18 protein-coding genes are annotated in these 19,387 nt (G+C 70.9%); 13 read left to right on the plus strand and 5 right to left on the minus strand.

Annotated features, from left to right (window positions below; all coding sequences use genetic code 11):
• The first annotated feature begins 3 nt into the window (after nucleotides 1–3).
• From E1292_RS29815 to E1292_RS29830, 4 genes are all read left to right on the plus strand, one after another.
• Nucleotides 4–657 carry a response regulator transcription factor gene (locus tag E1292_RS29815; RefSeq protein ID WP_132598889.1) on the plus strand — a complete coding sequence of 218 codons (654 nt, stop codon included), beginning with the start codon at nucleotides 4–6 and terminating at the stop codon, nucleotides 655–657.
• A gap of 38 nt (nucleotides 658–695) precedes the next feature.
• The gene (locus tag E1292_RS29820; RefSeq protein ID WP_132598913.1) at nucleotides 696–1,961 is read left to right on the plus strand and encodes a sensor histidine kinase; all 1,266 of its coding nucleotides are present in this window, start codon (nucleotides 696–698) and stop codon (nucleotides 1,959–1,961) included.
• Between the two features lie 309 nt (nucleotides 1,962–2,270).
• Nucleotides 2,271–2,570: a DUF4193 domain-containing protein gene (locus tag E1292_RS29825; RefSeq protein ID WP_090929286.1), complete on the plus strand. Its 300-nt coding sequence runs from the start codon at nucleotides 2,271–2,273 to the stop codon at nucleotides 2,568–2,570.
• 16 nt (nucleotides 2,571–2,586) lie between these two features.
• On the plus strand, nucleotides 2,587–3,411 hold the full coding sequence (locus E1292_RS29830) for a hypothetical protein (RefSeq protein ID WP_246090433.1): 825 nt from the start codon (nucleotides 2,587–2,589) through the stop codon (nucleotides 3,409–3,411).
• Here E1292_RS29830 and E1292_RS29835 read toward each other — a convergent pair.
• The 3 genes from E1292_RS29835 to paaI are packed head-to-tail and all read right to left on the minus strand — an operon-like array spanning nucleotide 3,400 to nucleotide 5,670.
• Nucleotides 3,400–3,996, minus strand: coding sequence for a TetR/AcrR family transcriptional regulator (locus E1292_RS29835; RefSeq protein WP_132598891.1), 597 nt, complete (start codon nucleotides 3,994–3,996; stop codon nucleotides 3,400–3,402). The two genes, E1292_RS29830 and E1292_RS29835, sit on opposite strands and share 12 nt — an antisense overlap.
• A gap of 1 nt (nucleotide 3,997) precedes the next feature.
• Nucleotides 3,998–5,305 carry a phenylacetate--CoA ligase PaaK gene (paaK, locus tag E1292_RS29840; RefSeq protein WP_246090434.1) on the minus strand — a complete coding sequence of 436 codons (1,308 nt, stop codon included), beginning with the start codon at nucleotides 5,303–5,305 and terminating at the stop codon, nucleotides 3,998–4,000.
• Complete coding sequence (gene paaI / locus E1292_RS29845) at nucleotides 5,302–5,670, minus strand: hydroxyphenylacetyl-CoA thioesterase PaaI (protein ID WP_132598917.1); 369 nt, start codon at nucleotides 5,668–5,670, stop codon at nucleotides 5,302–5,304. The genes paaK and paaI overlap by 4 nt, the downstream gene beginning before the upstream one ends.
• Before the next feature lie 99 nt (nucleotides 5,671–5,769).
• Between paaI and paaN the strand changes: the two genes are divergently transcribed.
• From paaN to E1292_RS29875, 6 genes are read left to right on the plus strand one after another with little or no spacing between them, the layout of a single operon-like run.
• Nucleotides 5,770–7,416, plus strand: coding sequence for a phenylacetic acid degradation protein PaaN (gene paaN, locus E1292_RS29850; protein ID WP_132598893.1), 1,647 nt, complete (start codon nucleotides 5,770–5,772; stop codon nucleotides 7,414–7,416).
• Between the two features lie 21 nt (nucleotides 7,417–7,437).
• Nucleotides 7,438–8,598: a thiolase family protein gene (locus tag E1292_RS29855; RefSeq protein ID WP_132598895.1), complete on the plus strand. Its 1,161-nt coding sequence runs from the start codon at nucleotides 7,438–7,440 to the stop codon at nucleotides 8,596–8,598.
• A complete protein-coding gene (locus E1292_RS29860) occupies nucleotides 8,595–9,404 on the plus strand; it encodes a 3-hydroxyacyl-CoA dehydrogenase family protein (protein WP_132598897.1) in 810 nt (269 codons plus the stop codon). Before E1292_RS29855 ends, E1292_RS29860 begins: the two co-directional genes overlap by 4 nt.
• A 30-nt stretch (nucleotides 9,405–9,434) precedes the next feature.
• The gene (locus E1292_RS29865; protein ID WP_132598899.1) at nucleotides 9,435–10,382 is read left to right on the plus strand and encodes an MBL fold metallo-hydrolase; all 948 of its coding nucleotides are present in this window, start codon (nucleotides 9,435–9,437) and stop codon (nucleotides 10,380–10,382) included.
• Nucleotides 10,379–11,983, plus strand: coding sequence for an FAD-dependent oxidoreductase (locus E1292_RS29870; protein WP_132598901.1), 1,605 nt, complete (start codon nucleotides 10,379–10,381; stop codon nucleotides 11,981–11,983). The genes E1292_RS29865 and E1292_RS29870 overlap by 4 nt, the downstream gene beginning before the upstream one ends.
• An 18-nt stretch (nucleotides 11,984–12,001) precedes the next feature.
• A complete protein-coding gene (locus E1292_RS29875) occupies nucleotides 12,002–13,435 on the plus strand; it encodes an alpha,alpha-trehalose-phosphate synthase (UDP-forming) (RefSeq protein WP_132598903.1) in 1,434 nt (477 codons plus the stop codon).
• On the opposite strand, the gene E1292_RS29880 is transcribed toward E1292_RS29875, so the two are convergent.
• Nucleotides 13,368–13,652 carry a DUF4235 domain-containing protein gene (locus tag E1292_RS29880; protein ID WP_132598905.1) on the minus strand — a complete coding sequence of 95 codons (285 nt, stop codon included), beginning with the start codon at nucleotides 13,650–13,652 and terminating at the stop codon, nucleotides 13,368–13,370. The two genes, E1292_RS29875 and E1292_RS29880, sit on opposite strands and share 68 nt — an antisense overlap.
• A gap of 107 nt (nucleotides 13,653–13,759) precedes the next feature.
• On the opposite strand from E1292_RS29880, the gene valS reads away from it, so the two are divergent.
• On the plus strand, nucleotides 13,760–16,249 hold the full coding sequence (gene valS, locus E1292_RS29885; protein WP_132598921.1) for a valine--tRNA ligase: 2,490 nt from the start codon (nucleotides 13,760–13,762) through the stop codon (nucleotides 16,247–16,249).
• A gap of 128 nt (nucleotides 16,250–16,377) precedes the next feature.
• Here the strand turns inward: valS and E1292_RS29890 are convergent, their stop codons facing one another.
• Nucleotides 16,378–16,896: an ArsR/SmtB family transcription factor gene (locus tag E1292_RS29890; protein ID WP_132598907.1), complete on the minus strand. Its 519-nt coding sequence runs from the start codon at nucleotides 16,894–16,896 to the stop codon at nucleotides 16,378–16,380.
• Between the two features lie 55 nt (nucleotides 16,897–16,951).
• Between E1292_RS29890 and E1292_RS29895 the strand changes: the two genes are divergently transcribed.
• A complete protein-coding gene (locus E1292_RS29895) occupies nucleotides 16,952–18,181 on the plus strand; it encodes an MFS transporter (protein WP_246090435.1) in 1,230 nt (409 codons plus the stop codon).
• Between the two features lie 109 nt (nucleotides 18,182–18,290).
• On the plus strand, nucleotides 18,291–19,387 hold a 1,097-nt coding region (locus tag E1292_RS29900; RefSeq protein ID WP_132598911.1), incomplete at its 3' end, for an AI-2E family transporter.

Genomic DNA, 19,387 nt, shown 5'->3' on the forward strand with positions numbered 1-19,387 from the left:
GGCGTGCGGGTGCTGGTGGTTGAGGACGAGCGCGTGCTCGCCGACGCGATCGCGACAGGGCTCAGGCGCGAGGCCATGGCGGTGGACGTGGCCTATGACGGTGGAGGCGCGCTGGAGCGCACCTCGTACATCGACTACGACGTGATCGTGCTCGACCGTGACCTGCCGGTCGTGCACGGCGACGAGGTGTGCCGGCGGCTGGTGGAGCAGCGGACCGCCTCGCGCATCCTCATGCTGACCGCGTCGGGCGACGTGGACGACAAGGTGGAGGGGCTCGGTCTGGGGGCCGACGACTACCTCGCCAAGCCGTTCGTGTTCGTCGAGCTGGTCGCCAGGGTGCGCGCGCTCGGCCGCCGCTCCGCGCCCGCGCTGCCGCCCGTCCTCGAGCGGGCCGGGATCCGGCTCGACCCGGGCAAGCGGCTCGTGCAGCGCGACGGCAAGGAGGTCGTGCTGACCAAGAAGGAGTTCGCGGTCCTCGAGGAGCTGATGCGCGCAGAAGGCGCCGTGGTCAGCCAGGAGGACCTGCTGGACAAGGCATGGGACGAGAACATCGACCCGTTCACCAACGTGGTCCGCGTGACCATGATGACGTTGAGGAAGAAGCTGGGCGAGCCTCAGGTGATCGAGACCGTCCCAGGGGTGGGGTACAAGTTGTGACTGAACGGCCAGAGCGGCAGGCGGGGCCCACGCACCCGATGATCAGCCCGCACTCCGCCCGGAAGGCGACGCGGGTGCAAGAGGCGCCGCCGCCCAGCGGGCCGCACGCCTGGGACGGCCCGCCTCCGCCGGCGCAGACGCCGGTGCAGCGCACGCCGATGGAGCGGATGAAGGACCTGCCCGGCAGGGTCAGCATCCGGTGGCGGCTGACGCTCACCTACGGCGCGCTCGTCTTCGTGGCCGCCGCCGTGCTGCTGCTCTCGGTCTATGTCATCGTCGGCTCGGCGATCGACTACGCGTGGCCCTCCATCGACTGGGGGCTCTCCCCCATCCAGAACGCCCAGCTCGACGCCGCGTGGCAGGAGTCACAGCGGCAGGCGGTGCAGGACGCCCGCGACGCCCTGTTCGGCAGCGCCTTCCTCGCGCTGCTCGGCGTCGGCATCCTCGCGCTCATCATCGGCTATTTCGTCGCCGACCGGGCGTTGCGGCCGGTGGCGCAGATGACCGGTACGGCGCGCAAGCTCTCCGAGAGCACCCTGGCCCACCAGCGCATCGCCCTGGAGGGCCCCAACGACGAGCTGAAGGAGCTGGCCGACACCTTCGACGCCATGCTCACCAGGCTCAACATCGCCTTCGACACCCAGCGCAGATTCGTGGCCAACGCCTCCCACGAATTGCGCACCCCCCTCACGATCAATCGGACGGTCCTGGAGATCGCCCTGTCGGATCCCGAGGCGTCGGAGGATCTCAAAGCGCTCGGCCGTACCCTCCTGGAAGTCAACGCGCGTAACGAGAAGCTCATCGAAGGGCTCCTGCTGCTCGCCAGGAGCGAGCGCGAACTCGCGGTGCGCAAACCGCTGGACGTTCAGGAAGTCGCTCAGACGGCCGTGGAACAGGTCACGCCCTTCGCCCAGGAACACGGGGTCACCGTCACCACCGAACTGGTCAGCGCGCCTACCATAGGCGACCCGGTGCTGCTGGAACGCTCCGTCAGCAACCTGCTCGAGAACGCCGTGAAGTACAACATTCCCGAAAACGGAAAAGTGTGGATCCGGACGGGAATGGCGGACGGTGCCTTGGTTGTTCAGGTGGCCAACACGGGACAGCACGTCCCGGCGTACGAGGTGAACAGCCTGTTCGAGCCGTTCAGGAGGCTCCACGCCGACCGGGTGGATTCGGCCAAGGGATCGGGTCTCGGGCTGTCCATCGTCCGTGCGGTCGTACAGGCTCACGGCGGAAATGTGACCGCCGTGCCGCGTGATGGTGGAGGGCTGGTCGTGACCATTCGGCTTCCGAGACGCTGACGCGGGCGTTGCCGCGTCGCGTTCGTGCGCGTGTTGAGGAGCGGGGGGCGTCTCATTGATGCCGCACATGTGGTTGGATGTGCCGTCGAACACGGTGGTGCATGACGCCAAGGCTGTGGGTTTCGCCATATTTGGCTAACCATTGCCCTCGGCAGCAGGCCCTGACGTGTTGGGAGGTTCGTTGTCCGTTTCCTCGGGGTACCGATGGGAAATCTCTCCGGCGGAACGGGCACAAGACGGGCCTCCCGGACGTTAGACGACGCGCGACGAGCGCGAAGACATATAGATGAGGGGGATGGAGTAAGCACAATGGCTACCGACTACGACAGCCCGCGCAAGACGGACGACGACCTGGGGGAGGACAGCCTCCAGGAGCTCCAGGCGCGGCGCACCGACAAGTCGTCCGGCAGCATCGACATCGACGAGACCGACCTGGCCGAGTCGCTGGAGCTGCCCGGTGCCGATCTGTCGAACGAAGAGCTGTCCCTGAGGGTGATCCCCCGCCAGGCGGACGAGTTCACCTGCTCGCGCTGCTTCCTGGTGCACCACCGAAGCCAGCTGGCCTCCGAGAGGAACGGCCAGCAGGTCTGCCGGGAGTGCGCCGCCTAGTCAGAGGAGGCATCGCGTGGCCGAGACTGAGAGAGAACATCATGAGGGCAACGAGATCGCCGACCCCGATCGCGAGGTCGGCGAGCTCGTAGGCAAGCTCACCGGGCCGGGTGAGCTCGAGCCGGCCGAGCGGCGCAGGCTGCTCGGCCGTCTAGCCCAGGCCCTGTCCGCCGGAGCGAAGCGGGCACGCGCGACCGGCGCGGGCCGTGGCCGCTGGCTGGCGGACGTCTTCCTCAACATCGCGCCCCGCATCCCGATCAGAGACCTCCACACCCTCTCCGATCACCACCACGGCCTCACCGGCGAAGAGCTCGCCGACGACCTCGTACGCACCGCCCAGAAGGCCACGATGACCGTCGGCGCCATCGGCGGGGCGCTCGCGGCGGCCGAGTTCGCCGCACCACCTCTCCTGCTCTCCGCCCCCGCGCAACTCGTCGCGGAGACCATCGTCGTCGCCGCCATCGAGGTCAAGCTCCTGGCCGAGCTGCACGAGGTCTACGGCGTTCACGTCCACGGCACAGGAGCGCAGCGCGCGGTCGCCTTCACGGCCGCCTGGGCCAAGCAGCGCGGCATCGACCCCCTCACTCCCGCCTCCGTCTCGCTCGCCCTCGGCGCCGCCACGAAGACCGCCCTGCGCAACCGCCTGCTCCGCACGCTCGGCCGCCACCTGACCACGCTGGGCCCGTTCCTCACCGGAGCGGTCGCCGGCGGCGCGCTCAACCGGATCGCGACCAAGAAACTCGGCGAGGCCGTACGCGACGACCTGCGCGTCAAGCGGCCGTTACCCGCCGCCGAGCAGCGCGAGATCGGCCACAGGAAGCACGACGAACTAGACCCTTAACCCGGTGAACGCCATCTTGAGCAGGGCGTCGGCCACGTCGTCCGACGAGGCCCCGCGCGACGGCTGATACCAGTCGGCGATCGAGTTGACCGTCCCGAACAACAGCCGCGTCACGAGCGCCGGATCCACGTCCGGCCTGATGCTCCCCTCCGCCGCCGCCTCCTTGACCAGGTGGCTGATGAAGGCGTCGAACTCCCGCCGCCGCTCCAGCGCCACCTGCTCCGTCCGGCTGTTGCCGCGCACCCTCAGCAGCAGCGTCACGTAGGGCAGCCGGTCGACGAGGATGCGCACGCTCTGCCGTACGACCCACTCCAGGCGCTCGATCGCGGGGCCCGAGGCGGCCCGCTCGTCGGCGACCATCTCGGACAGCCCGTCCAGTGCCCGGTCGAGTGCCCGGCCGAGCAGCTGCTCCTTGCCGGGCACGTGGTAATAGATGGCCGACTTGGTGACGCCGAGCGCTCTGGCCAGGTCCTCCATGCTCGTCCCGTCGTAGCCGCGCTCGTTGAAGACGCCTACGGCGATGGAGAGCACGGACTCGGGGTCGTGCCCCCGCCGGCGCTGACGGGTGGTGGTCGGGGTGGCCATGTCATCGATTATCGCTGGTTATCCGCTTGTCGATGACGCGTTTGAGCTTGCCGGCCGACCGCTCCAGCGTCTCCGGGTCCACCACCTCGACCTCCACGCTCACGCCCACGGTCGCCTTGACCAGGTGGCGCAGCGCCGCGCCCGCCTCCGGGCCGCCCGCGAAACCGGGGCGGGCCTCGACCCTGACCGTCATCACGTCGAGCCGCCCGGGCCGGGTCAGGTGGAGCTGGAAGTGCGGTGACAGGCCGGGCGTCCGCAGCACCAGCTCCTCGATCTGGGTGGGGAACACGTTCACGCCTCGCAGGATGATCAGGTCGTCGGTGCGGCCGGTCACCTTCTCCATCCGGCGGAAGGCCGGCCTGGCGGTGCCGGGCAGCAGCCTGGTCAGGTCGCGGGTGCGGTAGCGGATGACGGGCATGGCCTCCTTGGTGAGGCTGGTGAAGACCAGCTCGCCCGACTCGGCCTGCTCGCCGGTGAGGGGGTCGACCGTCTCCGGGTAGAAGTGGTCCTCCCAGACGTGCAGGCCGTCCTTGCTCTCCACGCACTCGTTGGCCACGCCGGGCCCCATCACCTCCGACAGCCCGTAGATGTCGACGGCGTGCAGGTCGAAGCGGTCCTCGATCTCCTCGCGCATCCGCTCCGTCCACGGCTCGGCGCCGAAGATCCCGATCCGCAGGGAGGACTCGCGCGGGTCCAGGCCCCGCGCCTCGAACTCGTCCAGCAGGGCCAGCATGTACGACGGCGTGACCATGACGATGCCGGGCCGGAAGTCGGTGATGAGCTGGACCTGCCGCGCCGTCATCCCGCCGGAGACCGGCACCACGGTGCAGCCCAGCCGCTCGGCGCCGTAGTGGGCGCCCAGGCCTCCGGTGAACAGGCCGTACCCGTAGGCCACGTGCACGATGTCGCCGGGCCGCCCGCCGGAGGCGCGGATCGAACGGGCCATGACGTCGGCCCACACGTCGATGTCGTTCCTGGTGTAGCCGACCACGGTCGGCCGGCCGGTGGTGCCGCTGGAGGCGTGGATCCTGACCACCTGCTCGCGCGGCACGGCGAACATGCCGAACGGGTAGCTGTCGCGAAGGTCCTGTTTCGTGGTGAAGGGGAAGCGGGCCAGGTCGGTGAGCTCCACGCAGTCGTCCGGGTGCACGCCGGCCTCGTCGAACTTCCTCCGGTAGAGGGGGACGTTGCGGTAGGCGTGGTCGAGGGTGCGCCGCAGCCGTTCGAGCTGGAGCGCCATGAGCTCGTCGCGCGAGACCCGCTCGATCGGGTCGAGCTCGTCCTGGCCGGGGGGATCGCCTCGTCTCACGTCAGCTCCCGGCTCCGGCCGCGGAACTCCGCGACGACCTGACCGTCCGGCCTGCTCACGGTGATGTCGTAGAGCCCGCTGCGGCCGTAGCGGGTGCGTTCCGCGGCCGTGGCCACCAGCTCGTCGCCCGCGCGGGCGGGGGAGACGAACGTGATCTCCGCGCCCGCCGCCACCGTCACCGGGCCGTGGCTGTTGCACGCGCAGGCGAACGCCGTGTCGGCGAGCAGGAACACGTATCCGCCGTGGCACAGGTCGTGCCCGTTGATCATCTGGCCGGTCACGGTCATGCGGCACACCGCGCGTCCCTCGCCCAGCTCCATCAGCTCGATGCCCAGGGCGGCGGAGGCGGTGTCGGCGTCCATCATGCGACGCGCGCTCTCCAACGCAGGTCTCCCTTGTCAACTGACCGAATGTTCGGTAAACACTTCACCGTCCGGACGATCGCTGTCAAGAGGGTGAGCACTATGCAAGAACGGCACCGCGAGACCCTGGAGAAAGCCCTTTCCGCGATCGTCGGACGCGGTTACTGGAGTGCCTACCCCGAATCGCCCAGCCCGCGCGTCTACGGCGAGGGCGCGGCCGAGCGCGGCAAGGAGGCCTTCGAGTCGTACCTCGGCAAACCCTTCCCCCTCGACCAGCCGGGCACCGGGAACTGGATCGGCGCGGAGCGCTCGCCGTACGGGATCGACCTCGGCGTCACCTACCCTGAGCCGGTCGCCGACGACCTGATCGAGGCCGCGAAGGCGGCGCTGCCCGCCTGGCGGGACGCCGGGCCCGAAGCGCGCGCGCTGGCCTGCGTCGAGATCGTCGACCGGATCAACAAGCGTGGTTTCGAGCTGGCCAACGCGGTGCAGCACACCACCGGGCAGGCGTTCGTGATGGCCTTCCAGGCGGGCGGGCCGCACGCGCAGGACCGCGCGCTGGAGGCCGTCGCGTACGCCTACGCCGCCATGACCTCCTCGGCCGCCGCCGCCCGCTGGGAGAAGCCGGCCAAGGGCGAGCCGCTGGTGATGGAGAAGCGCTTCACCGTCGTGCCCAGGGGCGTCGCGCTCGTGATCGGCTGCAACACGTTCCCGACCTGGAACGCCTACCCGGGGTTGTTCGCCTCGCTCGCCACCGGCAACCCGGTGATCGTCAAGCCGCACCCGCGCGCCGTGCTGCCGCTCGCGATCACCGTACAGATCGCCCGCGAGGTGCTGGCCGAGGCCGGGTACGACCCCGCGCTCGTCGCGCTGGCCGCCGAGGAGGGCAACGGCCTGGCCAGAACGCTGGCGACGCACCCCGACATCCGCATCGTGGACTTCACCGGGTCGACGGAGTTCGGCGACTGGCTGGAGCGCAACGCCACGCAGGCCCTCGTGCACACCGAGAAGGCCGGGGTCAACACGGTGGTCATCGACTCCACCGATTCCTGGAAGGGCATGCTGGGCAACCTGGCGTTCTCGTTGTCGCTCTACAGCGGCCAGATGTGCACGGCGCCCCAGAACATCCTCGTCCCCGCGGGAGGCATCGAGACCGACGAGGGGCACAAGAGCTTCGACGAGGTCGCCGCCGGGCTGGCCGCCGCCGTCGGGAAGCTGCTCGGCGACGACGCCCGCGCGGTCGAGCTGACCGGTGCGCTCGTCAACCCCGACGTGCTGGCCAGGGTGGAGGCGGCGCCGTCGCTCGGCGAGGTGGTGCTGGAGTCGCGGGCGCCCGCGCATCCGGCGTTCCCCGACGCGGTGATCAGGACGCCGGTGATCGTCAGGGTCGATCCCGGTCAGCAGGACGTCTACGGGCGCGAGCACTTCGGCCCCGTCTCGTTCGTCATCCCCACGGGCTCGACGCGGGAGAGCCTCGACCTGCTGCGCCGCACGATCAAGGCCCGCGGCGCACTGACCGCCTCCGCCTACTCCACTTCCTCCGACGTGCTCGACCAGGCCGAGCGGGCCGCCCTCGACGCCGGCGTCAACCTGTCGTGCAACCTGACCGGCGGCGTCTTCGTCAACCAGTCGGCCGCGTTCAGCGACTACCACGGCAGCGGCGCCAACCCGGCGGCCACGGCCTCGCTCACCGACCCCGGCTACGTCGCGGGCCGCTTCCATGTGGTGCAATCCAGGCGACCGGCATGATTCCCCCGCGCGAGGAGCGACATGACTGAGGTGTACCTGGTCGGCGGCGTGCGCACCCCCATGGGAAGGTACGGCGGCGCGCTGGCCGGCATCCGCCCCGACGACCTGGCGGCCCTGGTCGTCGGCGAGGCGGTGCGCCGCAGCGGCGCCGGCCCCGAGGCGTTCGCCGAGGTGATCCTCGGCGCCGCCAACCAGGCGGGCGAGGACAACAGGAACGTCGCCCGCATGGCCACCCTGCTGGCCGGGCTGCCCGCGACGACGCCCGCGTACACCGTCAACCGGCTCTGCGCCAGCGGCCTGACCGCGATCGTCTCGGCTGCGCAGGCCGTGCGCGCGGGCGAGTCGGACCTCGTGGTGGCCGGCGGCGTGGAGTCCATGACCCGGGCTCCCTGGGTGATGGCCAAACCGGGCACCCCCTGGGCGAAACCGGGCGAGGTGGCCGACACCTCGCTCGGGTGGCGCTTCACCAACCCGCGCTTCGACGCGCGCGCGACGATGTCGATGGGCGAGACCGCCGAGGAGGTGGCCGCGCTGGACGGCATCACGAGGGAGGAGTCCGACGCCTGGGCGCTGCGCAGCCACACCCGGGCGGTGTCGGCAGCCAAGGAGGGCCGCTTCGCCGCCGACCTCGTCCCGGTGGGCGAGGTCACCGCCGACGAGGGCCCGCGCCCCGACACCTCGATGGAGCGCCTGGCGAAACTCAGGACGATCTTCCGTGACGGCGGCGTCGTCACGGCGGGCTCGTCGTCCCCGCTCTCCGACGGCGCGGCGGCCGTGGTGGTCGCGAGCGAGGAGGCCGTACGCCGGCACGGCCTGACGCCGCGGGCGAGGGTCGTCGCCGGCGCATCCGCGGGCGTGGAGCCTCACCTGATGGGCCTGGGCCCGGTGCCGGCGACGCGGAAGGCTCTGGCCCGCGCCGGCTGGGAGTCCGCCGACACCGTCGAGATCAACGAGGCGTTCGCGCCGCAGCTGCTCGCCTGCGTCCGCCGGCTCGGCCTGGATCCCGAAACGGTCAACGCCGACGGCGGCGCCATCGCGCTCGGCCACCCTCTGGGCTGTTCTGGCGCCCGCCTGGTCGTCACGCTGCTCGGCCGGATGGAGCGCGAGTCCGGCCGGCGCGGGCTGGCCAGCCTCTGCGTGGGCGTGGGCCAGGGCGTCGCGATGCTGGTGGAGGCCCCATGATCGTGGCCGTGATCGGCGGCGGCCGGATGGGCGCGGGCATCGCGCAGGTCTTCCTGGCCGCGGGCGACCACGTCACCGTCCAGGAGCCGCAGGCGGAGGCGGCCGGGCGGCGCATCGCCGAGGGCCTGGCCGTCGCCGAGTCCAAGGGCCTGGTGGACAGGGACGAGGCGCTGACCCGCCTGCTCATGGCCGGGGTGCCCGCGGACGCCGACCTGGTGATCGAGGCGGTGCCCGAGGACCCGGCGCTCAAGGCCGAGGTGCTGGCCGAGGCCGAGGCGAAGGCCGGGGACGACGCCGTGCTTGCCACCAACACCAGCTCGCTGTCCATCGCCGAGCTGGCCGCCGCACTCGACCGTCCCGAGCGCCTGATCGGCCTGCACTTCTTCAACCCGGTCCCGGTCCAGCGGCTGGTCGAGATCGTGGTCACCGGATCCACGCCGGCCGCCGTCCTCGACCGGGCGAGGGGGCACGTCGAGCGCATCGGCAAGACCGGCGTGGTGGTCAACGACTCGCCGGGGTTCGCCACCAGCCGGCTGGGGGTGCTGCTCGGGCTGGAGGCCATCCGCATGGTGGAGGAGGGCGTCGCCTCGGCCGAGGACATCGACACGGCCATGACGCTCGGCTACGGCCATCCGATGGGGCCGCTCAGGCTGAGCGACCTGGTGGGCCTCGACGTGCGGCTGGCCATCGCCGGCTATCTGCACGCCCGGCTCGGACCCCGCTTCGAGCCGCCCGCGCTGCTGCGGGAGAAGGTGGCCGCCGGTGAGCTGGGCCGCAAGACCGGGAAGGGCTTCTACCAGTGGTGATGTGATCACGGTGAGTCAGGAGGGTGCGCGATGGCCAAGCCGTTCGCCTCGTCGGCGGATCTCGGTGAGAAGCGGCAGTCCCTGGAGACCCTGGCCGAGGGCGTCTACGCGCTCACGGCCGAGGGCGACCCCAACGTGGGCGCCGTCGAGGGAGAGGACTTCCTGGTCTGCTTCGAGGCCCTCGCGACGCCCGTGGCGGCCCGCGCGTGGCTGGCCAGGCTGCGCGAGCACACGGACAAGCCGATCCGCTACCTGGTGTTGTCGCACTACCACGCGGTGAGGGTGCTGGGCGCCTCCGCGTTCGGCGCCGACGTGATCGTGACGCACGAGAAGACCCGCGAGCTGATCGCCGAGCGCGGCGAGCAGGACTGGGCCAGCGAGTACGCCAGGATGCCCCGCCTGTTCAGGGAGCCCGGCTCGATCCCGGGGCTGACGTGGCCGACGGCGACGTTCAGCGACAGGTTCACCATCGACCTGGGCGGCGACCGCGGCGACCTGGTGCTCCAGTACTGCGGGCGCGGCCACACCGAGGGCGATCTGGTGGCGTGGCTGCCCCGGCAGCGCGTCCTGTTCGCCGGCGACCTGGTCGAGTCGCAGGCGGCTCTCTACACCGGCGACGCCTTCCACCGCGACTGGGCGGCGTCCACCCTCGACCGGGTGGCGGCGTTCGGGGCCGAGACGCTCGTCGGCGGCAGGGGAGCGGTGGCGCGCGGTGAGCAGGAGGTCGCGGCGGCCGTCGGCCAGACGCGCGACTTCCTCGCCGTCATGCTGCGCGAGGTGAGCGCGGCGAGCACCCTGAAGGAGGCGTTCGAGCGCACCCACCGGGCCCTGGAGCCCCGCTACGGCTCCTGGCCGATCTTCGAGCACTGCCTGCCGTTCAACGTCTCCAGGCTCTGGGACGAGCTGCGCGGCGTCGAGCGCCCGCGCGTCTGGACCGCGGAGCGCGACCGCGAGGTCTGGGACGAGCTCCAGTCATGAACGCCGGTCCGCGGGCCGGAGGGTCCCTGCCGTCGTCCGGGGAGCGCGGGGTGCCCCCGCGGGCCGACGCGTCCCCGCAGGTGATCGTCATCGGGGCGGGTCCTGTCGGGCTGAGCGCCGCGCTGCTGCTGGCCCGCTGGGGCGTCCGGGTGCTGGTGCTCGACCAGCGCGCGGAGCGGGGGCGGGGCGGGTCGAAGTCGATCTGCCAGCAGCGCGACGTGCTGGACATCTGGTGCTCCGCCGGCGCGGGCCAGGTGGCCGATGAGGGCCTGGCCTGGACCACCGCCCGCACTTACTACCGCGGCCGCGAGCTGTTCTCGTGGTCGTTCGAGCGCGAGGGCCCGCTGCCGGCCTGCGTGAACATCTCCCAGACCCGCACCGAGCAGATCCTCGACGCGGCCGTGGCCGCGCAGCCGCTCATCGAGGTGCGCTGGAACCACGAGGTCACCGACATCACCCAGGACCCCCGCGGCGTCACCGTCCACTGCGGCGGCCGGCTGCTCCGCGCGCCCTACGCGGTGGCCTGCGCGGGCGCCAGGGCCCAGCGGGTACGCGAGGCGCTCGGGGTCACGTTCGACGGGGAGGCGTACGATGACCAGTTCCTGATCTGTGACATCAGGGCCGACCTGCCCGGCTGGGAGAACGAGCGCCGCTTCTACTTCGACCCCGTGTGGAACCCGGGCCGGCAGGTGCTGATCCATCCGTGCCCCGGCGGGACGTTCAGGATCGACTGGCAGATCGCGCCCGACTTCATCCCGACGGACGCGGACAGGGCGCGGAACATCAGGAAGGTCGTCGGGGACCGGCCGTACGAGTTGCTGTGGCACAGCACGTATCGCTTCCATTCGCGGCTGGCCTCCCGCATGCGCGCGGGCCGCGTGCTGCTCGCGGGCGACTGCGCCCACCTAGTGGCCCCGTTCGGGGCGCGCGGGCTCAACTCCGGCGTCCCCGACGCCGAGAACGCGGCCTGGAAGCTGGCCTTCGTGCTCAACGGCTGGGCGGGGGAGGAGCTGCTGGAGACGTACCACACCGAGCGGCACGCGGCCGCGCTGGAGAACCTGGAGGTGACCGCCGCCACCATGCGCTTCATCGCGCCCAGGACCGTGGAGGAGCGGATGCGCCGGCGGGCCGCGCTGGAGGGCGGGCTGGTCGCGGAGATCGACTCGGGACGGTTCGCGGAGCCCTACTGGTACGTGAATTCGCCCCTCACGACGCCGGAACCGGCCCGGCCGTTTTCCGGCAGGCCGCCCAAGGGTTCACGCTGCGTGCCCGCACCAGGGGTGATCCTGCCGGACGTGCCGTTGCCGGAGGGCAGGCTGCGCGAGTTCTGCCGGGACGGTTTCCTGGTTCTACTGGGTGAAATGTGCGATTCGCGTTTGTTTGTGCAGGTCCTGGGCAAGGTCAATAAGGCACCGCTCGCCGTACGTGGGTTCGCGGAGATGGACGGGACAGGCTCGCTCGCCGGGAAGCTCGGCGCCGGGCCCGATGAGGCATGGCTCATCAGGCCCGACTCCCACATCGCCGCGATCATCCCCCATGCGGGGCCGGAGTCGGTGGCGGTCGCTCTGAGTCGCGCTCTTGGCGACTTTCCCGACATTTGACCCCTAGAGGAGGACTGCGTGACTGGCCGTAGCTCGTTTCTGATCGTCGCGAACCGGTTGCCGGTGGACCGCACGATCGAGCCTGACGGAACGGCCTCGTGGCGCAGGAGTCCTGGCGGGCTCGTCACCGCGATCGCACCGGTGATGAAGCGCCGCCACGGAGCCTGGGCCGGCTGGCACGGGGCACCCGACGAGAAGCTGGAGCCGTTCGAGCAGGACGGCATGAACCTCGTCCCGATCCCGCTGTCCGCCAGCGAAGTTGAGCTGTACTACGAGGGCTTCTCCAACGCCACCCTGTGGCCGCTGTACCACGACGTCGTGGCGCCGCCGGTCTACCACCGGGACATGTGGGAGGCCTACCGCTCGGTCAACGAGCGGTTCGCCGCCGCTGCCGCCGACGCCGCCGAGCAGGGCGCGGTCGTGTGGGTGCAGGACTACCAGTTGCAGCTGGTGCCCGCGATGCTCCGGAGACTGCGGCCCGACCTGCGGATCGGGTTCTTCCTGCACATCCCGTTCCCGCCGACGGAGCTGTTCTGGCGGCTGCCCTGGCGCAAGGAGCTGGTCGAAGGGCTGCTCGGAGCCGACCTGGTGGGCTTCCAGCTGCCCGGTGGCGCCTCCAACTTCCGCAGGTTGTGCCGGCGGCTGCTCGGGCTGCCGTACAAGGGGAACGAGATCTTCCTCGACGACCGCATCGTGACCACGCAGGCGTTCCCGATCTCCGTGGACTTCGCGCACCTCGACTCGCTCGTACGCGAGCCGCACATCGCGGCGCGGGCCAAGGAGATCAGGGTCGAGCTGGGCGACCCCGAGCACGTGCTGCTCGGCGTCGACCGCCTCGACTACACCAAGGGCATCGGCCAGCGGCTGGAAGCGTTCGGCGAGCTGCTCAAGGACGGGCGGCTGCGGCCGAACGAGGCGGTGTTCGTGCAGATCGCCACGCCGAGCAGGGAACGGGTGGAGGAGTACCGGCGCCTGCGCGACGACATCGAACTGCAGGTGGGCCGGATCAACGGCGAGCACGCGCAGCTCGGCTACCAGCCCGTGCAGTATTTCCACCAGTCGTACGACCAGGAGGAGCTGGCCGCGCTCTATCTCGCCGCCGACGTCATGGTCGTCACCCCGTTGCGTGACGGGATGAACCTGGTGGCCAAGGAGTACGTCTCCTGCCACCACGACCTGAACGGGGCTCTGGTGCTCAGCGAGTTCACCGGGGCGGCGGACGAGCTGCGCCAGGCGTACCTGGTCAACCCGTACGACGTGGAGGACGTCAAGCGCCAGATGATGGCGGCGATGCGGGCCACGCCGCACGAGCTGGCCCGGCGGATGCGAACCATGCGCCGCCGGGTGGCCACCTACGACGTGGACCGCTGGGCGAACGAGTTTCTCAATGCCCTGGAGTCACCTGCTTCACAGCCTTCCACGCGTCGTAACGCTTCTTGGCGGTCCGGTTGACCACGATCTGAGCCACGGACATGCCGACGCCCATGAGGACGGCGTAGCCGATGGCCTCGCCCAGGTTGACCTCGGGTGAGTCGGTGTCGACAGGAGGCTCCTTGCCGGTCGCCTTCACCCAGACGAACCCGAGGAGCTTCCTGGCCGCCCAGGCCGTCACGAGCCCCACCAAGCCGCCGATGACCCGCCAGGCCACGTCTGGCTTGTCCTCCGCCATACCGATCTCCCTTCCCGTTGGTAACGAACACTAGTCTGTACCGCTTGCCGTGCGCCGAAGCCGTAGCATAAGGAGGCATGACTCAACAGCGACCAGGCCATGCCTCCATGCCGGAAAAGCCGACTCTTGATGGCTTGGAGCAGGTATGGGTAGCTCGTTGGGACGCCGAAGGCACCTACCGCTTCGACAGGTCCGCGCCGCGCGAGCAGGTCTACTCCATCGACACTCCGCCGCCGACCGTGTCGGGCTCGCTGCACATCGGGCACGTCTTCTCCTACACCCACGCCGACATCATGGCCCGCTACCAGCGGATGACCGGCAAGTCGGTGTTCTACCCCATCGGCTGGGACGACAACGGCCTGCCGACCGAGCGCCGGGTGCAGAACGTCTACGGCGTGCGCTGCGACCCGTCGCTGCCTTACGACCCCGACTTCGTCCCGCCGGACAAACCGGGCAAGCGCGAGCTCCCCGTCTCGCGGCGCAACTTCGTGGAGCTGTGCCACAAGCTGACCGCGCTCGACGAGCAGGCGTTCGAGGAGGTGTGGCGGCGGGTCGGCCTGTCGGTCGACTGGTCGCTGCTCTACACCACGATCAGCGACGAGTCCCGGGCGGTCTCCCAGCGGGCGTTCCTGCGCAACCTCAAACGCGGCGAGGCCTATCTCGCCGAGGCGCCCACGCTGTGGGACGTCACCTTCCGCACCGCCGTCGCGCAGGCCGAGCTGGAAGACCGCGAGTGGCCCGGCGCCTTCCACAAGGTCTCGTTCTACGGTGAGCGGGGGCCGGTCATGATCGAGACGACCAGGCCCGAGCTGATCCCGGCGTGCGTGGCGCTGGTCGCGCACCCCGACGACGAGCGTTACCAGCCGCTGTTCGGCACGTCGGTGCTGACGCCGCTGTTCGGCGTCGAGGTGCCGGTGCTGGCCCACCGCCTGGCCGAGCCCGACAAGGGCACCGGCATCGCGATGATCTGCACGTTCGGCGACATCACCGACGTGACCTGGTGGCGCGAGCTGCGGCTGCCGACCCGGCCGGTCATCGGCTGGGACGGCAGGCTGCTGCCGGAGCCGCCCGAGGACGTCGACGCCGAGCCGTACAAAGAGCTGGCGGGCAAGACCGTCCACAGCGCGCGCGAGCGCATCGTGGAGCTGCTGCGCGAGTCCGGCGACCTGGAGGGCGAGCCCCGTCCGGTGCAGCGCACGGTGAAGTTCTACGAGCGCGGCGACAAGCCGCTGGAGATCGTCACCACCCGCCAGTGGTACATCCGCAACGGCGGCCGCGACGAGGAGCTGCGCGAGCGGCTGCTGGAGCGGGGCCGCGAGCTGACGTGGCACCCGCCGCACATGCGCGTGCGCTACGACAACTGGGTGCAGGGGCTCACCAGCGACTGGCTGATCTCCCGCCAGCGCTTCTTCGGCGTGCCCTTCCCGGTCTGGTATCCGGTCGACGAGTCCGGGCAGCCCGTCCACGACGCGCCGATCCTGCCGGCCGAGGACACCCTGCCGGTCGACCCGTCCTCCGACGTGCCGCCCGGCTACACCGAGGACCGGCGCGGCGTGCCCGGCGGGTTCGTGGCCGACCCCGACGTCATGGACACCTGGGCCACCTCGTCGCTGACACCGCAGATCGCCGGCCGCTGGGAGAGCGACGACGACCTGTTCAAGCGGGTCTTCCCGGCCGACCTGCGGCCGCAGGCGCACGAGATCATCCGCACCTGGCTGTTCTCGACCGTGGTCAGGTCGCACGACGAGTTCGGCGGGCTGCCGTGGAGCGACGTGGCGATCTCGGGGTGGATCCTCGACCCCGACCGCAAGAAGATGTCCAAGTCCAAGGGCAACGTCGTCACCCCGCTCGACCTGCTGGAGAAGCACGGCTCCGACGCCGTGCGCTACTGGGCGGCCAACGGGCGCTACGGCGTCGACACCGCCTTCGACGCCGGGCAGCTCAAGATCGGCCGGCGGCTGGCGATCAAGATCCTCAACGCGTCGAAGTTCGTGCTCGGGCTGGCCGGCAGCGAGGGCGACGTCACCGAGCCGCTCGACCTGTCGATGCTGGCGGCCCTGTCCGAGGCCGTACGCGAGGCGGGGGAGGGGCTCGGCGCCTACGACCACACCAGGGCGCTGGAGGCCGTCGAGCGCTTCTTCTGGGCTTTCTGCGACGACTACCTGGAGCTGGTCAAGGCCCGCGCCTACGAGTCCGGCCCCGCCGCGGCCTCCGCCCACGCGGCGCTGCGACAGGCCCTCGACGTGCTGCTGCGGCTGTTCGCGCCGTTCCTGCCCTTCGTGACCGAGGAGGTGTGGTCGTGGTGGCGCGAGGGCTCGGTCCACCGCGCGCCGTGGCCCGACGCCGAGCCCGCGGGCGGGCGCCGCGACGGTGATCCGGCGGTGCTGGCCGTGGCCTCGGAGGTGCTCGGTCAGGTGCGCAAGGCCAAGTCGGAGGCCAAGCTGTCGATGCGGGCCGAGGTCAGCAGGCTGACCGTCACGGGGCCTGAGACCGCGCTCGTGCGGCAGGCACAGGACGACCTGTGCGCGGCGGGCAACGTCGAGGAGTTCGTCCTGGAGCACGGTGACGCGCTGCGCGTCGAGGTCCAGCTGGGCTGACGCCCTCATGCCGGGCGCCCCATGGCGGGCGCCCGGCGTGAGCAGCACTGCCGACGTCTTTGCGCAGGGCGGGCGCTCGGCGTCAGCGGCCCCTGCCGACGTCCGTGTGCGGGGCGAAGAACCCGGCGTCAGCGGCCCCTGCTGACGTCCTTGTGCAGGGCGAAGAAGAGCGAGAACGCCTCCCCGTCGGGCGGTGGCGTCCGCCCGCGGAAGTCCTCGAACACCTCCGCCAGCCGCCGCTCCAGCTCGCTGCGTCCCTCGGCGGTGAGCCTGAGCCCCAGCCTGGTGAGGTCGACCTCCTCGACGTCGACGAGCCTGACCTCCTCCAGGAAGGCGTCGAGCATGGCCGCGTTGCCGCCGGTCACCCCGCTCTCCTTGACGTCCATCTCCCACGACTTGCCGGTGGCTCGGTAGGGGATCTCCGTGGAGCCGCGCGGGCCGGGCCGGTGCGCCTCGGCGGCCAGGAAACCGGTGTCGACCAGCTTGCGCACGTGGTGCAGCGTGGTGGCGGGGTGCGCGCCGAGCCGTCCGGCGATCTCCTTGTTGGTGAGCGCCTCGTCCAGGCAGAGCCGCAGGATGCGCAGACGCACGGAGGAGGCCAGGGCGCGGGCCTCCGCCTCGGTGGCGGGACGGCGATGGGTGCCCATGGCAGGCCATCCTAACCGATTGATTTTTCCCAATCGGTCGTGCGATGCTCCTCGGGTGACCTTGCTGAGCGATCACGGCTTCCGCCGGCTGTTCCTCGCCGACACCGCCAGCCAGGCGGGCAGCCAGGTGCTCATGCTGGCCCTGCCGCTGGTCGCGGTCTCGGCGCTGGACGCCTCGGAGCTCGAGGTGGGCGTGCTGGCCGCGTTCCAGACGCTGGCATTCGTGCTGATCGGGCTGCCCGCGGGAGCGATCGTCGACCGGTTGCCCAAGCGCGCCGTGATGGTGGTCGCCGACTGGGGGCGCGCCCTGGTGCTCGCCTCGGTGCCGGTGGCCTGGTGGCTCGACGTGCTCTCGATCCATCAGCTGTACGCCGTGGCGCTCGTGCTCGGCGTGTGCACCGTGTTCTTCGACGCCGCGTACCAGAGTTATCTCCCGCACCTCGTGGGGCGCGAGCGGCTCGTCGAGGGAAACTCGGCGCTGGAGGGCGTGCGCACGGTGGCCCAGCTCGGCGGGCCCGGCGCGGGCGGCTACCTCATCCAGCTCCTCACCGCGCCGTTCGCGCTGGCCGTCACGGTGGCCGGGTTCGCCTGGTCGGCCGCCTGCCTGGCGACGATACGCCGGCCCGAGCCCCGCCAGGAACGCCGGCGCGCCCACCTGAGCAGGGAGATCGGCGAGGGCGTCCGGTTCGTGCTCGGGCACCCGCTGCTGCGCCGCATCGCGGGGTGCGCGGCCACCGCCAACCTGTTCGTCTCGATGAGCCAGCCGGCGATCCTGCTGCTGCTGGCCAGGGAGCTCGGCCTGGAGGCGGGCACGATCGGCCTGCTCATGGCCGCGGGCGGGCTCGGCGGGGTGACCGGGGCGCTGGTCAACGCCCGGCTGGCCCGCAGGTTCGGGCAGGGACCGACGATGTGGCTGGCCGTCGGGCTGACCGCGCCGCTGATGTTCCTGCTGCAGGGGGTGGCGGCCGACTGGCGGCTCGCGTTGTTCGTGGTGTTCGAGTTCTTCTTCGGAGCGGGAGCGGTCGTCTTCAACGTCACCCAGCTCAGCTTCCGCCAGGCCATCACGCCGGAGCCGCTGCTCGGCCGGATGAACGCCACCATCCGCTTCCTCGTGTGGGGCACGATGCCGCTGGGCGGGCTGTTCGGCGGGGTGCTGAGCGAGGCGATCGGGGTCAGGAACACGCTGCTGGCCGCCGCCGCCGGCAGCTGCCTGCCGTTCCTGTGGCTGGTCACCTCGCCGCTGCGCGGCATGCGCGAGCTGCCCGTGACCGGTGGCCGGCGCTAGCCGGGCATGCCGGGCACGCCGGGCACGACGGTGTCAGGGCGGCCCGCGGGCGATCACGCCGGGGCGATAACCGCGCGCATCCGCCGCCGGGACATGCCAGTCTTGAACCGTGCTTCCCGACCGCCCAACCAATCTCGTGCCGCCCGTCCTGGCCAAGATGGCCGCATGGTGCGGGTGCCTGATCCTCGTCGGCGTGGTCGTCTACTACTTCGTCCAGGTCATCGCCGGGCTCACGTTCGTGGCGCTGCCCATGGCGATCGCGCTGTTGCTGACCGCGCTGCTGTTCCCGCTGACCAACGCGCTGCGCCGCGCCGGCATGCGGCCCATCTACGCCACCTGGATCACCATGCTGGTGGCGCTGGCCGTGCTGGCCGGCACCGGCTGGCTCGTCGGGGCGCGGGCCAGCGCGGAGTTCCCCAACCTCGTCCGGCAGGTCCAGGAGACCGCCAGATCCGTGCAGGAATGGCTGATCAGCGGCCCGCTGCAGCTGGAAGAGGCCCAGATCATCGGCTACGTCGACGAGATCGTCGCCATGGTCAACGCGCAGCGCACGGCCATCACCGGCACCGTCCTGTCGGCCGGCGCGGTGGCCTTCGAGGTGCTCGCGTCCATCGTGCTGCTGCTCTTCGTGACGTTCTTCCTACTCAAGGACGGCGACCGCATCTGGGCATGGTTCCTCAGGGCGTTCGGCGGCGTGGCTCCGCGCGTCGACCGCGCGGGGCGGGCCGCGTGGACCACGCTCTCCCACTACGTCCAGGGCACGGTTGCCGTGGCCGCCGTGCACGGTCTGATCATGGGAGTCGTGCTGGCCGGCATGGGAGTGCCGCTGTGGGCGCCGCTGGCCGTGCTGATCTTCTTCGCCAGCTTCATCCCCATCGTCGGCATCTTCTTCGCGGGCACCGTCGCCACCCTCGTCACGCTGGGCGCCAAAGGTCTCATCTTCGCGCTGATCTTCCTGGGCATCCTCGTCATCGAGCAGCAGCTCGAAAACCACGTGCTCCAGCCGCTGATCGTGGGCCGGGCACTCAACTTCCACCCGCTGGCGATCATCCTGGTGCTGGCCGTCGGGGGCATCCTCGCGGGCATCGCGGGGGCCGCCGTGGCGGTGCCGGTCGCGGCGGTGATCTACCGGGCGCTCCCGGAGCTGAGGTCGCGCCCGCCCGCCCTGCCACCACCGGACGACACGCTGTCTCTTATACCCATCTG

Origin of the sequence: Nonomuraea deserti, from assembly GCF_004348685.1 — a bacterium.
Taxonomy (GTDB): Bacteria; Actinomycetota; Actinomycetes; order Streptosporangiales; family Streptosporangiaceae; genus Nonomuraea; species Nonomuraea deserti.